Raw genomic sequence first — 18,673 nt, forward strand, 5'->3', positions numbered from 1 at the left:
TAAAGCGTTTAAAATTGGAGAAAAATTATGAAAGTAACAGTAATTGGAACGGGTTATGTTGGCCTTGTAAGTGGAACTTGTTTTGCTGAAATAGGTCACGAAGTAACTTGTATTGATATAGACCCTAAGAAGATTGAAATATTAAATAATGGGAAGTCCCCAATTTATGAACCAGGACTTGAAGAGCTTCTTCAAAGAAATATGAAGTCTGGTAGATTAAAATTTTCAACTAACTATGACTCAGTCCCTAGTGCAAAGAGTATTTTCCTCGCAGTTGGTACTCCGTCTAGTGATGATGGTTCAGCTAACCTGACTTACCTAAGAGAAGCAGCTTTATCAGTTGCTAAGGAAATGAGTGAAGAAGCAATTATTGTAATTAAGTCAACTGTACCAGTTGGTACATGTGAGATGATTAAAAACCTTGTAAAAGAAAGCACTCAGAAGTCATTTCATATTGTTAATAATCCAGAATTCCTAAAAGAAGGAACTGCGGTTGATGACTTCATGAGACCAGATAGAGTTGTAATTGGTCATGCCGATCAATATGCAGCGGATGCTATGAGTGAACTCTATGCACCTCTTGTTAAGCAAGGTAACCCAATTTATATGATGTCTAATTTGTCGGCGGAGATGACGAAGTATGCGGCTAACTGCTTTTTGGCCACAAAGATTTCTTTCATCAATGAAATTGCAAAATTATGTGACCTGGCCGGTGCAGACGTGAATGAAGTTAGAAAGGGAATTGGAAGTGATTCTCGAATTGGACACAAGTTCTTATACCCAGGACCAGGATATGGTGGAAGTTGTTTTCCTAAAGACGTTAAGGCTTTAATGCATACAGCGAGAGAGTTTGGAATGAACTTGAAAGTCGTTGAGGCCACTGAAGAAGTGAATGAAGAACAAAAGAAGAGAATGTTCGAAAAGATAGTTAGTCATTACGGGAGTGATCTTTCTGGAAAAATTTTCACTTTCTGGGGAGTTGCATTTAAGGCCAATACAGATGATGTGAGAGAAACAAGTGCAATTACCATGTCTAAAGAATTAGCTAATGCTGGCGCAATTATTCATTATTATGATCCTGAAGCATCAGAGAACTTTGAAGCACTTATAAATTCAGTTGAAGGTATGCAAGGAAAAACTAAGAGCTTCAGCAATAAGTATGATGCTTTAAATGGTAGTGATGGTCTAGTGACAATGACTGAGTGGAGAGAATTTACGAACCCTGACTTTTCAGAGATCGAAGCAAGGCTTAATAAGTCTGTAATTTTTGATAGTAGAAATCTCTATGATACTCAAAAAGTATTAGCTTTAGGATTTGATTACTACGCTATCGGAAAAAAAATAAAATAAGTTAAGGTCGAGTTTATGAAAGTAGCAATTATTCAAATGACTTCTAAACTCGACTATAAAGAAAATCTTTCAAAGATTGAGAGTATGCTAGATACAGTTTCAAGTGAAAATATTGAAGCTGTATTCTTACCAGAGTGTTTCTATAGTATGTCCAATGGGCAAAGTCCAAGCCCTCACTTAATTGAAGATGAGAATTTACACTACCAAAATATAAAAAATCTTTCTATAAAGTACAAAATGGCCTTTATAGGAGGATCAGTTGCTACTAGAATTGGCGATAGTATTGTAAATCGTTCTTATAACTTTGATGCTGAAGGTAACGAGTTAGGTCGCTATGATAAAATTCATCTCTTTTCATGTAATATACAAAGAGGTGATATTAAAAAGAAAATCAATGAAGGTGATATTTATACGCCTGGAACTGCTTCTAAACTAATTAACTTAAAACAATTGGCCATTGGCCTAGGGATTTGCTTCGATCTGCGCTATAGTGAAATGGCATTGGCCTATCGTAAACAAGGAGCAAACCTTCTTACTTATGCTTCAGCTTTTACCGTGCCGACAGGAAAGGCCCACTGGCATACATTAGTTAGGGCCAGAGCAATTGAATCTCAATGCTTTGTTATTGCTTCTGCTCAATGGGGCGCAAATAATGACAAAATTCAAACCTACGGCCATTCACTAATTGTTGACCCTTGGGGAGAGATACTTATTGATGCTGAACAAGGAGAGTCTATTCATACCTGTGAGCTTGACCTTGATAAAGTAGACCTTTCACGATCACAGGTTATTATGGGCCGTGAGTAACCTTCTATTAAATGTAAAGAAGCAGTTTGATTTTGATGAGATACGTTTGCTCTATCAAAATCCAGATGATCTTTCTTTGGCCTTTCCAAGTGCCAGCTTTCCAGTCGATGAATCTCAGTGGAATAAGTGGATGGCTAACGCTGATTCGGAAAATTACTCATTAACTTTCTATCTTGATGATATTCCAATTTCTCATTTATCTTTAAAAAGTTATAAAGAAAGTCCTGGGCTATGTTATTTATGCTTCTTCATTGTGGATAGTGAATATAGAGCAAAGGGCTACGCAAAAGAAGCAATGTCTTTAACATATGACTTTATAAGATCAGTACTAAAAAAGAATGAAGTTTGGCTTATTGTGGATCCAAATAATACTTCAGCCTATTCACTTTATAGAAAAGAAGGTTTTAAAATAGTTGATAAGAAACTAGCAGGACTAAGACTCAAGAAAAAAATCTAATTTAATAAATTTACTTCTTTGAAAATCATAAAATGATGGGCCTTATTACATAGGCCCCTCTATTTATGAGAAGTATGGATTATCACCTGACTGGTGATCTGTAAGATCAACAACTTCTTCAATTTCTGAAAAGTTCTGCTTAATTAGCTTTTCAATTCCATCTTTTAGAGTAGCACTTGAGCTTGTACAACCTTGGCATCCTCCACTTAGCTTAACAAATAGCTTCCCATTATCTATATCAATAACTTCTACATTTCCACCGTGGGCAGCTAGGGCAGGACGAATTTGATCATCAAACAGTGCTTCAACTTTTCTTATCATTTAAATCTCCAGTTTTACTCTTTTTACTATCTAATTTTTTTTATGGCCAATAAATATAGAGGAGTTGTCTAAGTTACCGTTATTTCTTGTTTAAAGAGATCATTTCAAGCTGGGAAACTGCACTATAGATAGCGTGTTCTACTCTTAAGCAGCTATGGCTAATTTTTATTGGACGAAAACCTGCTTCTGTTAACTTTTGTTCTTCTTTAGCTGTCCACCCTCTTTCAGGTCCGATTGCAATTAATGGATTATCTAGCTGTCCTTTAAAATCGAGAAAACTACTCTGTGAGTTTAATGAAAGAAAGAATTTATTCTTTTGTGATTCAAACTTTTGCAGGTTTAAGTATGTCTCTAACTCAAAGTCCGGTAGATTGAAGTAGGTCTTAGATTGAGCAAGACCATCTATTAGATACTCTTGATAAGTATCATTCTCATAAATCTTAGAGCTAGCGTAGCTCTTTTGTGAAAGGTTGGCCCTAAATAACGAAAATGATTTGGCGCCAAAGGTTGTAGAGTGTTCTAATACTTTTTTAATAGTTTGAGGTCTACTAAGTCCAACTAAAAGATTGAACCAGGGCCTACTCGCAGGAAGCTCAGACTGAATCTTTATTTTTATTCTAGAAGAACTAATCTCTTCAATGAGCGCTTCAAAAATTCCAGTATTTAGAATTGTCACTTTTAGAATATCCCCAACAGAGGACTTTAGGTGGGTTTGAATATGCCCCAATCTCTTACTATCTGAGAAAATAATGGTCTCATTATCAGAAATTTCATGTTGAAAAAAGCAGATACTGTTCATATTGATTACTTCTTTTAGTGTAAATAGTAAGTTAGTTAAAGTATTTATCACGTAGTTTGTACTTAGCAAAGTATGACAACTGCAGTAGATATTGCCCCGATATTTAGTGAAAAAGATAGTATATTACTCTTCTTGGCCCCTCCTGGTTGGGGAAAAACGACCTTAATATTAGATTTCTATGAGAAGTTTGATGGTTCGGTCGTATTTATCTCCCCGCTGAGAGCTCTTGCTGAAGAATTCTATAAAAGAGCAATTTCTTTAAAAAATGTTTATAGCGCTAGTGACTCGGAGGGTATTAGCAAATTCAAAAAAAAGAAGAAGTCTATGCTGATACTTACAGCAGAGAAGTTATCTGACGAAATTATTAATGAGTCGTTAAAAAAGAAAGTTCTGTTTATTTTTGATGAGTTTCATTTGTTTTATTACTGGGGAGATACGTTTAGACCATTATTGCTGGAAAAGCTTATGGCGGTAGCAAATATTGAGGCGAGGGTTCTTGCTCTTAGCGCAACTATGTCTGATTATTTATTATCTAGGTGGAAAGAAGATTTTTCAGTGGCCATGAGTAATTGTTTTCTTTTAAACCTTGGAAACCAGTACTTACTGAATAGACCAGAAAAGATATATCGTATGAGTATGTTTAGTGATGGTTTTTTTAATAGACGTCTAATTAGATGTATTGATGATGATAGTACTCGTGGAACCATCTTAGTTTTTTGCCGATATCGCAAGGATGTAGAGCTTTGGACTGAATTTTGTCAAAGAAGGAAGATAAATGCGCTTGGATGTGTAGGTGGGCAAGTCGATACTTTTTTGGAGAAATTGGCGAAGAACCCAAGGCCAAGAGTTATTGTGACAACTTCCGCTTTAAGTCATGGAGTAAACTTACCAATTGTTTCTAGAGTTTTTATTACTTACCCCGTTAATAATGAGGATTTCTGGGTTCAAATGGTGGGCAGAGGTGGGCGAGATGGCTCGAGCTATGAGCTCTATGATATGGAAAGAATTAAAATAAAGGATTTAAATAAAATGCTTTTTAGGAATTTTCTAAAAATGATGGTAATTTCAATTAGGGATATAATATATACCTGCTTAATAGGAAGAGTTTAGTGCAAACAAAAGTTGAAGGAATAGTACTTTCTAAAACACCATTTCAAGATAGACATCTTGTGTGCAGACTCCTTTTAAGAAATGGGGAGAAGATCTCGGCCATTTTTTATGGAGGTCAAGGTGGAGGAAGTAAAAAGAAAAGCTCATTTTTAGAAGTAGGTCATTTAATTAAGGTTGAAATAACGAGAGCTAAAACAACTGCTCAAATTTTCTCTATTAAAGAGTGGTCTCTCTCTTGGAATCATAATCAAATTAGAAAGAATCATAAAGCATTTTATATGCTTTGTTTCTTTCTTGAGTTGGCCGATAAACTCGTTGTTGAAGCTGATCTTTTTAATGGTCAATATGATGAAGGGGTTAATGAGGAAAATATATTTAAAGTTTTGAGCAATGGAATTTTTTATTTAGAAAAGAATGCATCTACTAAGGATGAGTTTTATACAGACCTCTTTGTATATATATCTAAAATTTTGATTCAAGAGGGAATTTTCCCAGAAAGAAACCACTGTGTTTTATCTGGAGAAGAGTTAATTTCCATTGAAAGAATGTCACTACTTGATGAACAAGGAGGATTTGCAGATTCAAGTTGTGTAAATCAAGAGTCTCTTGATGTCAGGATTAATCCCGAATCGACAAGAGAGTTATGGAATATTCTCTGTGTTGTTGCTCTGACAAAGTATGGCGAGATGGAAAAGGTTGGGGAAGTTCCAAAGTCTTTTGCTGTTAGATTAATTGATTATTTATTTTACCAGATAAGTGTTGAAAAGAATGAATTTAAATCTATGAGTTTAGTTATTTAAACATTCTAGAGAAGTGAGAATTTTTTTTATTTCTTTACCATGTCTCTTATTTTGTTCCCAAGTCATTAGAGTATTTATATTAAATAGGTTGCCGTTACAATTAAAGAAGTAGCTCTTTTCAAGAAATAAGTCTTTCTCTATAGTATAAGAATATCCAATTGAGTGAACTTCATTGATGTTCTTCCACTTTGAAATACGATACCCTGAAAACCGTACAAATTTACCATTATTCTTTTTAAGCCATTTAAGACGACCACTCTTATAGCTATCTTGATTTTCACTTAAGTTCTTCTTGTCAAAAGAGAAGTTTTTTACTGACGAGTTATTGATTGAAATAACTGGGCGACGCCCATCTTTAACAGGGCCAAATAAAGTTAATGGCGTAGAAAGAAAATTGTAAGCAAACTGCCAATTAGATGGGTAGTGTAAAGAGATTTTATCATTCTTAAGGTTGAATTTTTTTTCCAATGAATAAGCATTATTTATATTCAAAATAAACCCCGTGATAACAAGAGCTTTAAAAATAAAGCTAAGGTTTTTTTGTAGAGAATGTAAATAAAATGAATTCAATATATTTTCCTATTCAATAAATCAGTCACTATTTATTCGGAATATTGCATAAAATAGTTAAAGAATTTTGAGGTTTAATTCGAAAAAAAAACATAGTGAAGTGCTTTAATTTCATTTGTTTATAAAGAAAATCTTTAGAGAGAGGATATCAAAATCTGGTTAAAATTATTTCTTTTATTCATTCTATCAAGCGCAACTTTTTCACAAGTTGATGATCTGTTTCAAGAATCAATGGATAAGTTTGAAAAATATTGTGTTGACCAAAATGATGAGATCAGACTCGATGTCTTTGTAAAAGATGAAATGTATTCTTGTAAAACAGAGTTTGAATATATTCAAAAAGAATTTGAGGCCCGTGAATCCTTAATGTCACAGCATCCAGAGATATATGAGCAATATCAAAATTGTATTAAGAATAAAGACGCTTCAAAAGTAAGTGACTTTGCTGAGAGTGTTGAAGATATTGCTGAAAAGGTCAGTTGCCTCGCAGAAGAAAAGAAAGATTTTGAAAAAGATTGTTCAAAAGCATGGCAGTGTAACAAGTTTAGAGCAGTACTAGATGTCATTGAGGTCTTACCTGGACCAATAGAGCGTCCAGTAGAAAGATATATTCAATCTGAAGCAAGACAAAAAGGGCTCTCTTCTGATTGTCTCTCGGATGATAAGTCCAATTGTATGGAGGACTTTGTAAATGCTTTAATGGATAATTTGTGGTCGTCTGCTACTAGTATCTTAAATCTTGCAAAAAGTGGATTTAAGTCTCTTTTTAATATGGATAAGTTCTTTAGTGATGAAGCGGATAAGCAGAAAGTAAAAATGAACCAGACCGTAGAAGATGTAGAGACTTTTCTAGATTCTCCTGGAAAGTGGATTTCAAACTTCTTAGACAAATTGAAAAGTGGTGTTGATAAATGGGTTCGATCATCTGTCTTTTGTCAGGAGTGGGAATATAATAGTGACATTCGTGAACGTGGAGGAGTTGTTGATTCAAGCTCTGGAGCACTAAGGACTTGTACTAAACCTCTAGATAATTATGATTGTATTGATTGCGATGATAAAATTAATGCTACTTGTATCGCTCTGGGGGGGCTTACTGCGGAGCTTGGTGTTGCTTTCTTTACTGCCGGAATAGGTACTGCTGCAAATTTTGCAGCAAGAGCTGGAGCAAAAAGTTTGGCCATCGTTTCAGCTAAAGTTGGTACAAAGATAAAAGCTGTTGCACCTAGTTTTTCTAAAGGAAGTAAGGCGAAGGTTGCTCAAACATCTAGAGCAGCTGCTCTGATGTCCAAGGGAATATCTAAGTCTACAGAAATGGCAAAACTTATGTATTCAGTATCAAGTGCTAAGGCAAAAAAGTTTAAGGCCAGGGCAGATGCTTTAAGCTTAGCTGTAAAGAATACAAAAGTAGTAAAGGTGACTGCTCTTGTTATTGAAAAAGGGAATGTTCCTGCCAGAATAAGCGAGAAGATCGGAGAAAAGGGAGCCTTGTTAGCTGCTAAAGTCACTTCGAAAGTTGGAAAAGGAACTGTGAAAAAGGAAGCAGACCTTTTACTTAAGGCATCTAAAAAATCTAAAACCTCATCTAAAGCTAAAGACTTTGTCGATGAAAGAACACATGGGAAAAAGAGAGTCGTTGGTCATACAGCCAAAGGAAAGAAGCATTATGATAGAGGGGAGAAAGCTACATCTGGAGGAGAGACTCTAGGATCTAGTAATTCGCACTCTGATCATGGTGCTCATTCTAATAATAAAAGTAGTGATAGTAGTGGAAGAGGAAGTCGTGAGAGAGTTTCTAGAGAGAAACCTCGTAAAGATGATAATCTAACTAGAGAGAAAACTGAAAGAGAAAGAGTCACCCTTGATAAAAAGAAGAGTGAAGATGCCAAAAGTTTAACAGAAAAGAAAAATCGTGAAGATGAAAGAGTCGCTATTGAAAAGAAAAAGAAAGAAGATGAAAGAATAGCTGCTGAGAAGAAAAAGAAAGAAGAACATCACGAAGAAGAAAATGATAAGAAAAATGGAAAAACCAGTATTGTAAAGGTTGCAGCATCTGTTGTTGCTGTAGACTTGGCTGCAAAGGGAGTGAATATATCTCGTGAAGAAGCTCAGCAAGAGATAGAAAGATTGAAGGAAAAGCGCTTAAGAAAGAACGATAAGTTTTCTAATAATTTAAATTCAGCGAAAGAAGTTCTTGGAATAGATGATAAGACAAGTTCTCCTACTGATATCACTAGAAAGGCCGATGCTTTAACAAAGATGTATTCGAATGCGAATAAGGAAACGATTGTATCGAGTATCCAAAAAGCAAATCCTAATATGAGTCGTAGAGATGCAGAAAATGCTTTCTCTCAAAGAAGAAATAACGTTATAAAAGCAAGAGATTATATTAATACCGAAGCTGCAGTTGAAAGCACTAGTGTTGCTAAACGTGAGAAGGTTGATAAGTTAAGAAATCAGCTAGAGCAAATTAAGACTCAAGGGAAAATTAGTTCTCTTAATACTGAAATTGAAGATTTGAAAAAGCAAAGCCTAAAAATTAATGAAGATGTGCAATCTGAGATAGGCGACACTAGAGAAGTTGTAGCAAATAGGGCCGCCACACCTTCAAGCTCTACTCGTGCCCCAATTGAATCTTCTAGGACTTCATTGGCTGCACCTTCTAGTGGTAGAGCAGTATCAAGTGCAGCATCAGCAAACACTTCTTCTGCTTCAGCATCAAGTTCTTCTGAGAGTATAGGAAGTGAGCACTCTGGAGAAAACTCTACTCATGAAAGTAATCATCAAGGAAGTGTTGCTGTTGACTCTCTTGAGGGAGCAGAGAATTTAAATGAAATAGATTCTCTTCATGATGCAACAGATGAATTAGTTGTTGAAAGTGATCTCACTGAACTAAAAGTTGAGGATGAAAGTGTAGCGCGTAAGAAAAGCTCTAACTTAAAAAATTTACTTAATCTGATATCAAAAAATAAAATGAAAATAGAAAAGAATGTTACTCTAGATTTGGATGTGTCTAAAGTTAAGGCCCAGAGTGAACAAATAAAATCCAAGTTAATAAAGTTAAAATTACTATCTATAAAAAAATCTTTAGCGCAAAAGAAGGTGACCTACACAACTGGAAAAGGAAGACTTGAAGTTTATCATTTTGATGATGAAGTATTTCCAATAGTTGTTTCAGAAAAAGGGGAATTAGAGCTTCTAAATAATACGGAGTCACAAGTGATCATTCAAAGCTCAATTGACACGATCGAATAAATTGTACGAAATGTGACTTATTCTGCTAGTATGGCAGGATGAGAGAATTAATTTTTAAGAAGCTATTACCCTATATAATCCCATACAGAACCAAAATTATAGGAGCATTTTTGCTCTCCTTTGCAATTGCTGGTCTTGGTGGAGCGCAAATCAGATTGGTTAAGCCAATATTTGATTCTGGATTAGGGGAGTATTCTACTTTAGAGGATGTTCTTAAGCTTGCGGGTCTTTTGGTTGGAATAGGACTTTTGCACTTCCCATCGAGATTCTTTCATTTTTACTGGTTGCGTTATATATCTGATAGAGCGACGTTAAAAATCAGAGAAGATATTTTTCAAAAGCTTCAATCGCTTCCAGTCTCGTACTTTGCTAAGAAAAAGCAAGGAGAGCTAATTTCTAGCATCTTAAATGATACTCAAATCTTTTCTTATGGTTTTAAGGCATCTATCGATGTGATTCGTGAGTCGTTAAAAGCAATAGTCTACCTTTCAATGGCCTTTTGGAGTGATTGGCAACTAACGCTTGTAATTTTCATTATTGCACCATTTCTGGCCCTCATCTTTTCTAAAAGTGGAAAGTCGGTAAGGAAAAATCAGTCTAGTGTTCAAGAAGAGCAAGCTCAATTAACTCACAATATCTCAGAAGGGATTCTTGCTCAAAAAATTACCAAAGCATTTAATCTTCAGAACTTTGTCAATACAAGATTCAGTAAGGCACAAGAGCGATTTTTTGGAGCCCAGATGAGAACAACTTTTATAGAAGAGTTTGCTCATCCTCTTGTAGAAATAGTCGGTACTTTTGCTTTTGCTGGCCTGATAGTTTTTGCTCATTACAGGCTACAAAATGGAACGACTATTGGAGCATTTATCTCTTTTGCTACAGCTCTTGCTCTATTTATGGATCCTTTAAGAAAATTTTCTCAAGCCAATATCAAACTCTCTCAAGCCAGTGCGGCATCGGACAGGATCTTCGAATTACTTGATTCTGATAATGAGCCAGATTTTGGTCAGCACGAATTAGATGGATTGAAAGATTCTATTGAAGTTAAAGGTCTTACTTTTTCTTATGGAGAAGGTAATGTAATTGAAAATTTAGATGTTTCCATAAAGAAAGGTCAAAAAATAGCGTTAGTTGGTCTTTCTGGGTCAGGTAAGTCGACTTTGATTAATCTTCTCCTGGGGCTTTACACAGTAGAGAAAGGAAAAATATTTATTGATGGTAAAGACATTAATGATATTAAATTAAAGTCTCTAAGAAATCTCTTTGGACTTGTTAGTCAGGATATTTTCTTGTTTCACGACTCAATTCGTGAAAATTTGACTGTTGGTACAGAGTTTAGTGAGGATCAGATTAACAAGGCTTTAGATGTTGCTTACGCTAATGAATTTGTAGAAAAACTACCTGAAAAAGATCTAACAATTATTGGGGACAGAGGAGCAAGGTTATCTGGTGGGCAACAGCAAAGAATAACAATTGCAAGAGCGTTCCTACAAGATACCGAAATATTATTATTTGATGAAGCGACTTCGGCTTTAGATAATGAATCTGAAAAACTAGTCCAAAAGGCACTAGACACAATTGGCGGAAATAAGACTGTTATTGCAGTGGCCCATAGGTTGTCTACAATTCAAAACTTTGACCAGATATATGTACTTCATGAAGGAAAATTAGTTGAAAGAGGAACTCACTCTGAACTAATTCAAAACTCTGGAGAATATGCCAAACTTTACGAGCTGAGTCAGGCCTAGACCCTTCGTAATATTTAGACACTTTTCAAAAGCTAGGGTAAACTGTCTCCAGTTTATCCATAGTTATTTGCAGGAGTTTATAGGTGTCAGAAAGTAATCTAAAATCGATGAATGATTTAGTTAGTCTTTGTAAAAGAAGAGGGTTTATTTTTCAATCTTCTGAAATTTATGGAGGACTTGGCTCGTGCTGGGATTATGCTCCTTATGGTATTCAATTAAAGAATAATATTAAAGAAAGATGGTGGAAAGCGATGACTTTCCGTGATGATGTCGTAGGAATAGATGCCTCTATTTTTATGCACCCATTAGTATGGAAAGCGTCAGGTCATGTTGATGGTTTCAATGATCCAATGGTTGATTGTAAAAATTGTAAAGAAAGATATAGAGAAGATCAGATTGATACAACTAAACCTTGTGCTAAATGTGGCTCATCTGATTCATTTACTGAACCACGTGACTTTAATCTAATGTTTTCAACACAAATGGGGGCAGTTGCTGACAGCTCATCAAAAGTTTATCTAAGACCTGAAACTGCTCAAGGTATATTTGTTAACTTTTTAAATGTTCAACAGACGATGAGAAAGAAGTTACCTTTTGGTATCGCTCAAATAGGAAAAGCATTTAGAAATGAAATTACACCAGGTAACTTTATTTTTAGAACAAGAGAGTTCGAACAAATGGAGATGCAATTTTTCATAAAGCCTGGAACTCAAATGGATGCCATGGAGAAATGGAAAGAAATTCGCTGGCAATGGCACCTTGATAATGGAATTAGAGAGGAAATGCTTAGATGGGAACCACATGGTCCAGATAACCTTGCTCACTATGCTGATGCGGCAACAGATATTGAATATAAGTTTCCAATTGGTTGGGGAGAAATGGAAGGGATTCATTCTCGAACTGACTTTGATCTTAAGCAACACGAAGAATACTCAAAGAAGAATTTAAAATACCTTGATACTGAAGATGGAAATAAAAAATATCTTCCTTATGTTTTAGAGACTTCTGTTGGTTGTGATAGATCATTACTTGCTGTTCTTTGTGATGCGTATAGAGTTGAAAATGAAGGTGACAAAGAGAACGAAAGAGTTGTCTTAAAGTTTCACCCTAGACTGGCTCCTGTTAAGGTTGCTGTTCTGCCTTTAGTTAAGAAAGAAAAGTTAGATGTTCCGGCTAGAAAGTTGTTTGAAGAGATTCAAAGAAATTATCAAGCGGAATATGATGTAGCAGGCTCTATTGGTAAGAGGTATAGAAGACAGGATGAGATCGGTACACCTCTTTGTGTAACTTTTGATTTTGATACACTTGATGACAACGCTGTTACTGTTCGAGATAGAGATACGATGGTTCAAGAAAGAATTGGATTAGATCAATTGAATACGTATCTTCGTGATAAATTAGGTTTTTAAATTTGAGGTGACTTAGTCACCTCTTTTTTTATTTGGATTCCACCCAGGGAGGGTATTGTGGCCAATGTAAAGAAGTGGGTTTATAGCTTTAATTCTAATAAAACAGAAGGGAACCAGGGAATGAAAGACCTTCTCGGTGGTAAAGGTGCTAACCTTGCTGAGATGTCTTCGCTTGGTCTAAGTGTTCCTCCTGGATTTACTGTTACGACTCAAGCGTGTCTTGATTTTGTATCCAATGCTAATTCACTTAATGATGAAATAAAGAAGCAAGTTCTAGATGCATTATCACTAGTTGAAAAGGAAAGTGGTAAAAAGTTTGGAGATAGTAATAACCCTCTGCTCTTTTCGGTTCGATCTGGCGCAAGAGTTTCGATGCCAGGAATGATGGACACGGTTTTAAATCTTGGATTAAATGATGAGTCTGTCTTGGGCCTTGGTAAGCTCACTGGAAATCCTCGCTTTGCTTGGGACTCCTATAGAAGATTTATCCAAATGTATGCAAATGTTGTAATGGGCTTTAATGTGGCCTTATTGGAGTCAACTCTAGAAGATCTAAAAGAAGCGAGAGAGGTTGAAGAGGACACTCAGTTAACGGCTCAAGATTTACAGGATCTCGTATCTGTTTATAAAACGATTATCTTAGAAGAGACAGGGATTGGTTTTCCTACAGACCCTATGGATCAATTATGGAGAGCTATTGCTGCTGTTTTTAGTTCTTGGAATAATCCTCGTGCAATTAAGTATAGAGAAATTAATGAAATCTCTCACGAATGGGGAACTGCCGTAAATGTTCAGTCTATGGTTTTTGGAAATATGGGAGAGGACTGTGCTACGGGAGTTTGCTTTACTAGAGATCCAAGTACAGGTGAGAAGAAATTCTTTGGTGAGTTTTTAATAAATGCTCAAGGTGAAGATGTTGTTGCAGGGATTAGAACTCCACAGCCCATAAATGATTTATCTAAGAATGAATCTAATAAAACTCTTACAACTCTTGAGCAGGCAATGCCGAAAGTTTTTGGCGAGTTAGTTGAAGTCTACACTAGGCTTGAAGAGCATTATAAAGATATGCAAGATATAGAGTTTACAATTGAAAAAGATAAACTATTTATTCTTCAGACTAGAAACGGAAAAAGAACGGCCGCTGCAGGTATAAAAATTGCGGTTGACCTTGTGGAAGAAGGTATTCTTACTAAGAAAGAAGCTCTACTTAAAATGAATCCAGAAGATCTTAATCAATTATTACATCCTAGACTCGATCCTTGTGTAGCTAAAAATATAATCGCGACAGGTTTACCCGCTTCTCCAGGAGCAGGTAGCGGTCAAATTGCTTTTTCTTCGGAAAAAGCACATACCATGAACGAAAATGGTGAAAAAGTTTTACTAGTAAGACAAGAGACAAGCCCAGAAGATATCGCTGGAATGGTTGCTTCGCAAGGAATCCTAACCGCTAGAGGAGGAATGACTTCTCACGCTGCTGTTGTTGCTAGGGGGATGGGAAAACCGTGTGTTGCTGGATGTTCTCAGCTGGCCATTAGCTATGCTAATTCGACTTTAACAGTCAATGGTAAGGTTTATAGAGAAGGGGACTGGATAACTATAGATGGCGCTACCGGTGAAGTGATTGAAGGAAAAGTTCCTACTATTTCAGCAACAATTTCTGAAGACTTTTCAACATTTATGAAATGGGCGGATGAAGTTAGAAAGTTAGATATTAGAACCAATGCAGATAATCCTCAAGACAGTAAAACTGCAATTTCTTTTGGAGCACAAGGGATTGGCCTATGTAGAACAGAGCATATGTTCTTTGAACCTGAAAGAATTCTGGCCGTTAGAGAAATGATTTACGCTGATAATGTAGCAAGTAGAAAGAAGGCCTTAGATAAACTTCTCCCATTTCAAAGAGAAGATTTTATCGGCATCTTTAATGAGATGAATGGTCTTCCTGTTAATATTCGTCTACTTGATCCTCCTCTTCATGAGTTCTTACCACATACTGCACAAGACAAGCTTCAGTTGGCAGATTACTTAGGAATTGATGTAGATCTAGTTGAGGATAGATGTGAGAAGTTACATGAGTTTAACCCAATGCTAGGGCACAGAGGGTGTCGTCTAGGAGTTACTTTTCCTGAAATTTATAGAATGCAAACGAGAGCAATTATAGAAGCTGCTCTAGAATGCTCTAAAAATGGAATTAAAGTTCTTCCAGAAATAATGATTCCTTTAATTTCCTTATCTGGAGAGCTGGTAATTTTAAAAGATGAATGTTTAGATGAAATCAAAAAGGTATTTGAAGAAAAGCAAAGCGAAATTAAGTATAAGTTAGGAACAATGATTGAATTGCCTCGTGCTGCAATAACCGCTGGAGAAATAGCTCCTCACGCTGATTTCTTTTCATTCGGTACAAATGATCTAACACAGACAACCTATGGTCTCTCTAGAGATGATGCTGGTAAGTTCTTACCTGAATATGTTGGAAAAGGACTAATGCCTCTTGATCCATTTGTTTCAATTGATAGAGACGGAGTTGGTTTTCTTGTAAAGCACGCCTGCATAGAAGGTAAAAAGACCAATCCTAATATTCATCTAGGAATCTGTGGTGAACATGGTGGAGAGCCTCGCTCGATTCAGTTTTGTCACGATATCGGACTTGATTATGTAAGCTGCTCTCCTTTTAGAGTACCGATCGCAAGATTGGCAGCGGCCCAGGCGGCATTAAAGTAATGAAAGTAATTGAACAAGTTATAGAGAAGTTAATGAAGCAGCAGCATTTTGATAATATTGCTGTTGGAGTTATTGACTTTAAAAAGAAAAAAATTGAAACAATAGAGTGGCATGAAAATTACTTCGTTAACTCTCGTTACGAAAGATTCTATTATGACTTGGCCTCTTTGACTAAACCGCTAACTTTAGCCGCTACATATTTACTAGATCCCTCAAAGTTTACAGATGAAATGAAGCTGCTTTTAAACCATAGGGCCGGATTAACTTCTGGAGGAAGAATTTCATCGAGAGATTGGAGAAGTTATATAAATAGCTTTAAGATCGTTGAATCTCCAACACTTTACTCTGACTACTCGGCCTTAAGGGCAATGCTCGAGATTGAAAAAGTTTATAAAAGAGATCTCTATTCTATCTCTTCATTCTATTGGGATAGTGAGCTTTTACATTGGACTGACTTGAAAGATACAGACTTATGCTCTAGTACAGGAATGAGAAGAAAGAAAGTTATTAACGGTGCTGTCCACGATGACAATGCTTACTACTTAGGTGAGAAGGTTTCTCATGCGGGTCTATTCTCTACTATTGATGGTATTTGCCAGAGCTTAATTAAGCTCAATGATAAAACTTCCATGTTAGAAGTTATGGATCAGGCACTTGAGGAAAAATCTGACCGATTTGTAAATGGTTGGGATACTGTGACAGATCTAGAAAACTCTCTCGCAGGAAGTGGCTGTTCTTCAAAAACATTTGGACATTTGGGATTCACAGGAACTTCAATTTGGATTGATTGTGAAAAACAAAGAGGTGCTGTTATTTTATCTAATGCGACGAAAAGCTACTGGTATGACAGAAAAGGCCTTACCATGCTTCGCAAAGAAATTGGTCAAGCTATCTGGAGTATGTAAAAACGGATAGTTGGCTATGTTTTGAATTAGTCTTGAATATTAAAGAATATTAGTTAGTTATCCGAAAAGTCTTCTGAAATGGAGGATTTCTCATGTATAAAAAGCTAACCTTATCTCTTGCAATGACGATTGCTGGAGCAGGCTGTTCTCATCAAAGCACTTTCTATTCTGTAAAAAAGAAAGAACTAAATTATATTAGTCGCTACCCAGCAGCTTCTAGTGAATCATGTAAGAATGTTGTTGAATCTTTTTTTAAAACATCTTTTAAAACTAAGAGAACACTTTTAACTGAAGCCACAAATAATATAGAAGAGACCGAAAGAATAGGTGTTCTAAATGCGATCGAAAGTATTCACTTTGTAGATTATAATTACACTGTTAAAGAAATTAACGAAGTTTATCAAGGTCATAAGAAGCTTTCTAATGTGGAATACCCATATGCCTTTAATAAGGGAAGAAGAAGCGCTCGAGAGGCCATGGGAAGAGTTGGAAATTTCTTTAGAGGCCGCAGAGCAGAAGCTGTAGCACCTCAATGGGATGAAGCTGCTTTTGAAAATTACTTAGAAGCCAGAAAGTTCTTAATTACAAATAATCCTGAATATAATTTAGAAAGCTTTAAAGAAGTTCATCGAATTATGATGAAAGATGGCATTGAAGAGATTACAGAAGCTCAGCTTGGAAAAATGAGAGTTGTACCACTTATAGGAAATGAAAAATCTAGAGGCGTCACTAAAGATGCACTGGAGAATATAAAGAATAATGTATATCTAGATTTTAATATTACTTCTGGTGTCACTACTGATGGAGTAGCAAGGTATAAAGGGGAGATTGTTTATCCTACTCCTGGAAATATCAAAGATGAAGCTCTAGAGAGAATTGAAGAGACACATCCTGAAGTTTTTGAATTAGTAAAAGCATTTAAGGCCGGAGATCGAAACTTTAGTGAGAGTGATCTGATGCCAAGATTGATTGAGGCCTTAACTGAAGAAAGGTTCTCTTGGTTTGAATCGTCTAGAAGAGCATTAGGAAACTTAAGTAGTGAAGAGAAAATTAATGACTATATAGATCTTGTTGTTGATTTTCAAAGACAAATGGTTTCAATCCACCCATTTAGAAATGGAAATGGAAGAACAACTAGAGAATTCATTTTAAATTATGCTTTAATCAAAGAAGGACTACCTCCATCGAGAATTGCTGACCCTAATATGGATTTATACTCGCCAATTGAAGTTTGGACAGAACAAGTCGTTAAGGGGATGGAGTCAACTAATAGCTTATATGAAGATATCACTGCCCGTTTGGAGCTTAATCTTCCAATAGAGAACTCACCTGAGCTTTTTTCACCATATATACCAAGAGCTTCTAGTATTGATCACAAGAAGTATAGCTCTTCAAAGGTTGGAGAGAATGCGAGAGTTGCTGATGTTAATCCTAGACAGTATATGGAGTTTGTCTCATATATGCTTGAAGAAGATCCATTGTTAATGGATGAAATAGTTAAGAATCCGCACAATACTTTACTAGGAATTAATAAGAAATATGAAGACTTTTTTAAAACTGTAAAAGTCGATTTTACTCACAAGAAAGAAGGTCTTCAAGAAGTTAATTTATCATTCGTAGATAGAGATTTTAAGGCAACTTTTGGACAAGGTGCCTACCTCAATAAAGCAGATTGGGACTCTAAGATGAATCTATGGTACCAGGACTCTGTCGTATGGAGGGGATTGGCCTATCGTAGAGAAGTTGAAGAGTCAGAAGTTATAAATATCTTCACGAAGATTCACTCTCAAATGACTTCCAATAATGTAGCTAAGCAATTGCGTGGAAATATGTCTCAAGAAGATATGAAAAAAGTAGTAGAGAAAGATTTTGATCGCTATAACGATGATCTCTTTGGTGGAGGTCTTGTTCAAATGGCTAAAGATCACTCTGAAACTGGGCCTCAATACGGCACTAGCTATGGATATTCCACTTCAAAAGATAGAAAGGTTGGAAAGGCCTTTGCTATGGGTGCAATGCAATTTTCGATTACAGATGATGCTGGAAAGCAAGTTCAAGTGACCTACGGTATGCAAAATGATGCAGATGTAATAGAGAAGTTAAAAGATCAACTAAAAGGAAGAGTATTGATTGGTGTTCAAAGGGCGAATAAAGATGTTGATCTTGGTAGGCTTAAGCAAGTAAGGTCTGATTTTTCTTATAAGTATGGAAGACAGCAAGAAGTCATGGGAATTGGCGCTGCCGATCCTGATTCTGTAATGGTTGTTCAGATCCTAAAAGAAGATGGAGACATTGCTATGTCTTATTTTAGAAATCCAAATAAACCAAATGAATTATGGTTAGTTCGTGACCCTAAAATATCCGACATTTCAGAAGTATCTGAAGATATGGTCGAGAGAAAGATCACCTTAAGATAGAGATTTA

General features: G+C 35.9%; 14 protein-coding genes. 11 read left to right on the plus strand and 3 right to left on the minus strand.

Features of this window, described 5'->3' with window-relative positions; all coding sequences use genetic code 11:
- The first annotated feature begins 27 nt into the window (after positions 1–27).
- From DPQ89_RS08805 to DPQ89_RS08815, 3 genes are read left to right on the plus strand one after another with little or no spacing between them, the layout of a single operon-like run.
- Positions 28–1,350 carry a UDP-glucose/GDP-mannose dehydrogenase family protein gene (locus DPQ89_RS08805; protein ID WP_127716569.1) on the plus strand — a complete coding sequence of 441 codons (1,323 nt, stop codon included), beginning with the start codon at positions 28–30 and terminating at the stop codon, positions 1,348–1,350.
- 15 nt (positions 1,351–1,365) lie between these two features.
- The gene (locus DPQ89_RS08810) at positions 1,366–2,157 is read left to right on the plus strand and encodes a nitrilase-related carbon-nitrogen hydrolase (RefSeq protein WP_127716570.1); all 792 of its coding nucleotides are present in this window, start codon (positions 1,366–1,368) and stop codon (positions 2,155–2,157) included.
- Entirely contained in the window at positions 2,150–2,614 is a 465-nt protein-coding gene (locus tag DPQ89_RS08815; RefSeq protein ID WP_127716571.1) for a GNAT family N-acetyltransferase, read from the plus strand. Before DPQ89_RS08810 ends, DPQ89_RS08815 begins: the two co-directional genes overlap by 8 nt.
- 63 nt (positions 2,615–2,677) lie before the next feature.
- On the opposite strand, the gene DPQ89_RS08820 is transcribed toward DPQ89_RS08815, so the two are convergent.
- Together DPQ89_RS08820 and DPQ89_RS08825 are read right to left on the minus strand one after the other, a co-directional pair.
- Positions 2,678–2,935, minus strand: coding sequence for a NifU family protein (locus DPQ89_RS08820; RefSeq protein WP_127716572.1), 258 nt, complete (start codon positions 2,933–2,935; stop codon positions 2,678–2,680).
- A 79-nt stretch (positions 2,936–3,014) separates the two neighbouring features.
- Positions 3,015–3,734, minus strand: coding sequence for an RsmE family RNA methyltransferase (locus tag DPQ89_RS08825; RefSeq protein WP_127716573.1), 720 nt, complete (start codon positions 3,732–3,734; stop codon positions 3,015–3,017).
- A 72-nt stretch (positions 3,735–3,806) separates the two neighbouring features.
- On the opposite strand from DPQ89_RS08825, the gene DPQ89_RS08830 reads away from it, so the two are divergent.
- Both DPQ89_RS08830 and DPQ89_RS08835 read left to right on the plus strand, forming a co-directional pair.
- Positions 3,807–4,844 carry a DEAD/DEAH box helicase gene (locus DPQ89_RS08830; RefSeq protein WP_127716574.1) on the plus strand — a complete coding sequence of 346 codons (1,038 nt, stop codon included), beginning with the start codon at positions 3,807–3,809 and terminating at the stop codon, positions 4,842–4,844.
- The gene (locus DPQ89_RS08835; protein ID WP_164848325.1) at positions 4,844–5,644 is read left to right on the plus strand and encodes a DNA repair protein RecO; all 801 of its coding nucleotides are present in this window, start codon (positions 4,844–4,846) and stop codon (positions 5,642–5,644) included. Before DPQ89_RS08830 ends, DPQ89_RS08835 begins: the two co-directional genes overlap by 1 nt.
- Here the strand turns inward: DPQ89_RS08835 and DPQ89_RS08840 are convergent.
- Positions 5,633–6,214, minus strand: a complete 582-nt coding sequence (locus DPQ89_RS08840) for a hypothetical protein (protein ID WP_127716576.1) — start codon at positions 6,212–6,214, stop codon at positions 5,633–5,635. The two genes, DPQ89_RS08835 and DPQ89_RS08840, sit on opposite strands and share 12 nt — an antisense overlap.
- Positions 6,215–6,445: 231 nt before the next feature.
- Here DPQ89_RS08840 and DPQ89_RS08845 point away from each other — a divergent pair, with 231 nt between their 5' ends.
- The 6 genes from DPQ89_RS08845 (at position 6,446) to DPQ89_RS08870 (ending at position 18,666) form a co-directional block, all read left to right on the plus strand.
- The gene (locus DPQ89_RS08845; RefSeq protein WP_127716577.1) at positions 6,446–9,466 is read left to right on the plus strand and encodes a hypothetical protein; all 3,021 of its coding nucleotides are present in this window, start codon (positions 6,446–6,448) and stop codon (positions 9,464–9,466) included.
- A gap of 38 nt (positions 9,467–9,504) precedes the next feature.
- Positions 9,505–11,214, plus strand: coding sequence for an ABC transporter ATP-binding protein (locus DPQ89_RS08850; RefSeq protein WP_127716578.1), 1,710 nt, complete (start codon positions 9,505–9,507; stop codon positions 11,212–11,214).
- Positions 11,215–11,297: 83 nt separating this feature from the next.
- Positions 11,298–12,623 carry a glycine--tRNA ligase gene (locus DPQ89_RS08855; RefSeq protein ID WP_164848326.1) on the plus strand — a complete coding sequence of 442 codons (1,326 nt, stop codon included), beginning with the start codon at positions 11,298–11,300 and terminating at the stop codon, positions 12,621–12,623.
- A 57-nt stretch (positions 12,624–12,680) separates the two neighbouring features.
- Entirely contained in the window at positions 12,681–15,344 is a 2,664-nt protein-coding gene (gene ppdK, locus DPQ89_RS08860) for a pyruvate, phosphate dikinase (protein ID WP_127716579.1), read from the plus strand.
- Positions 15,344–16,249, plus strand: coding sequence for a serine hydrolase domain-containing protein (locus tag DPQ89_RS08865; RefSeq protein ID WP_127716580.1), 906 nt, complete (start codon positions 15,344–15,346; stop codon positions 16,247–16,249). Before ppdK ends, DPQ89_RS08865 begins: the two co-directional genes overlap by 1 nt.
- A 92-nt stretch (positions 16,250–16,341) precedes the next feature.
- Positions 16,342–18,666 (plus strand): Fic family protein, encoded by a 2,325-nt coding sequence (locus DPQ89_RS08870; RefSeq protein WP_127716581.1) that lies wholly within the window; start codon positions 16,342–16,344, stop codon positions 18,664–18,666.
- Positions 18,667–18,673: the final 7 nt, after the last annotated feature.

Source organism: Halobacteriovorax sp. HLS (assembly GCF_004006665.1).
Lineage (GTDB): Bacteria > Bdellovibrionota > Bacteriovoracia > Bacteriovoracales > Bacteriovoracaceae > Halobacteriovorax.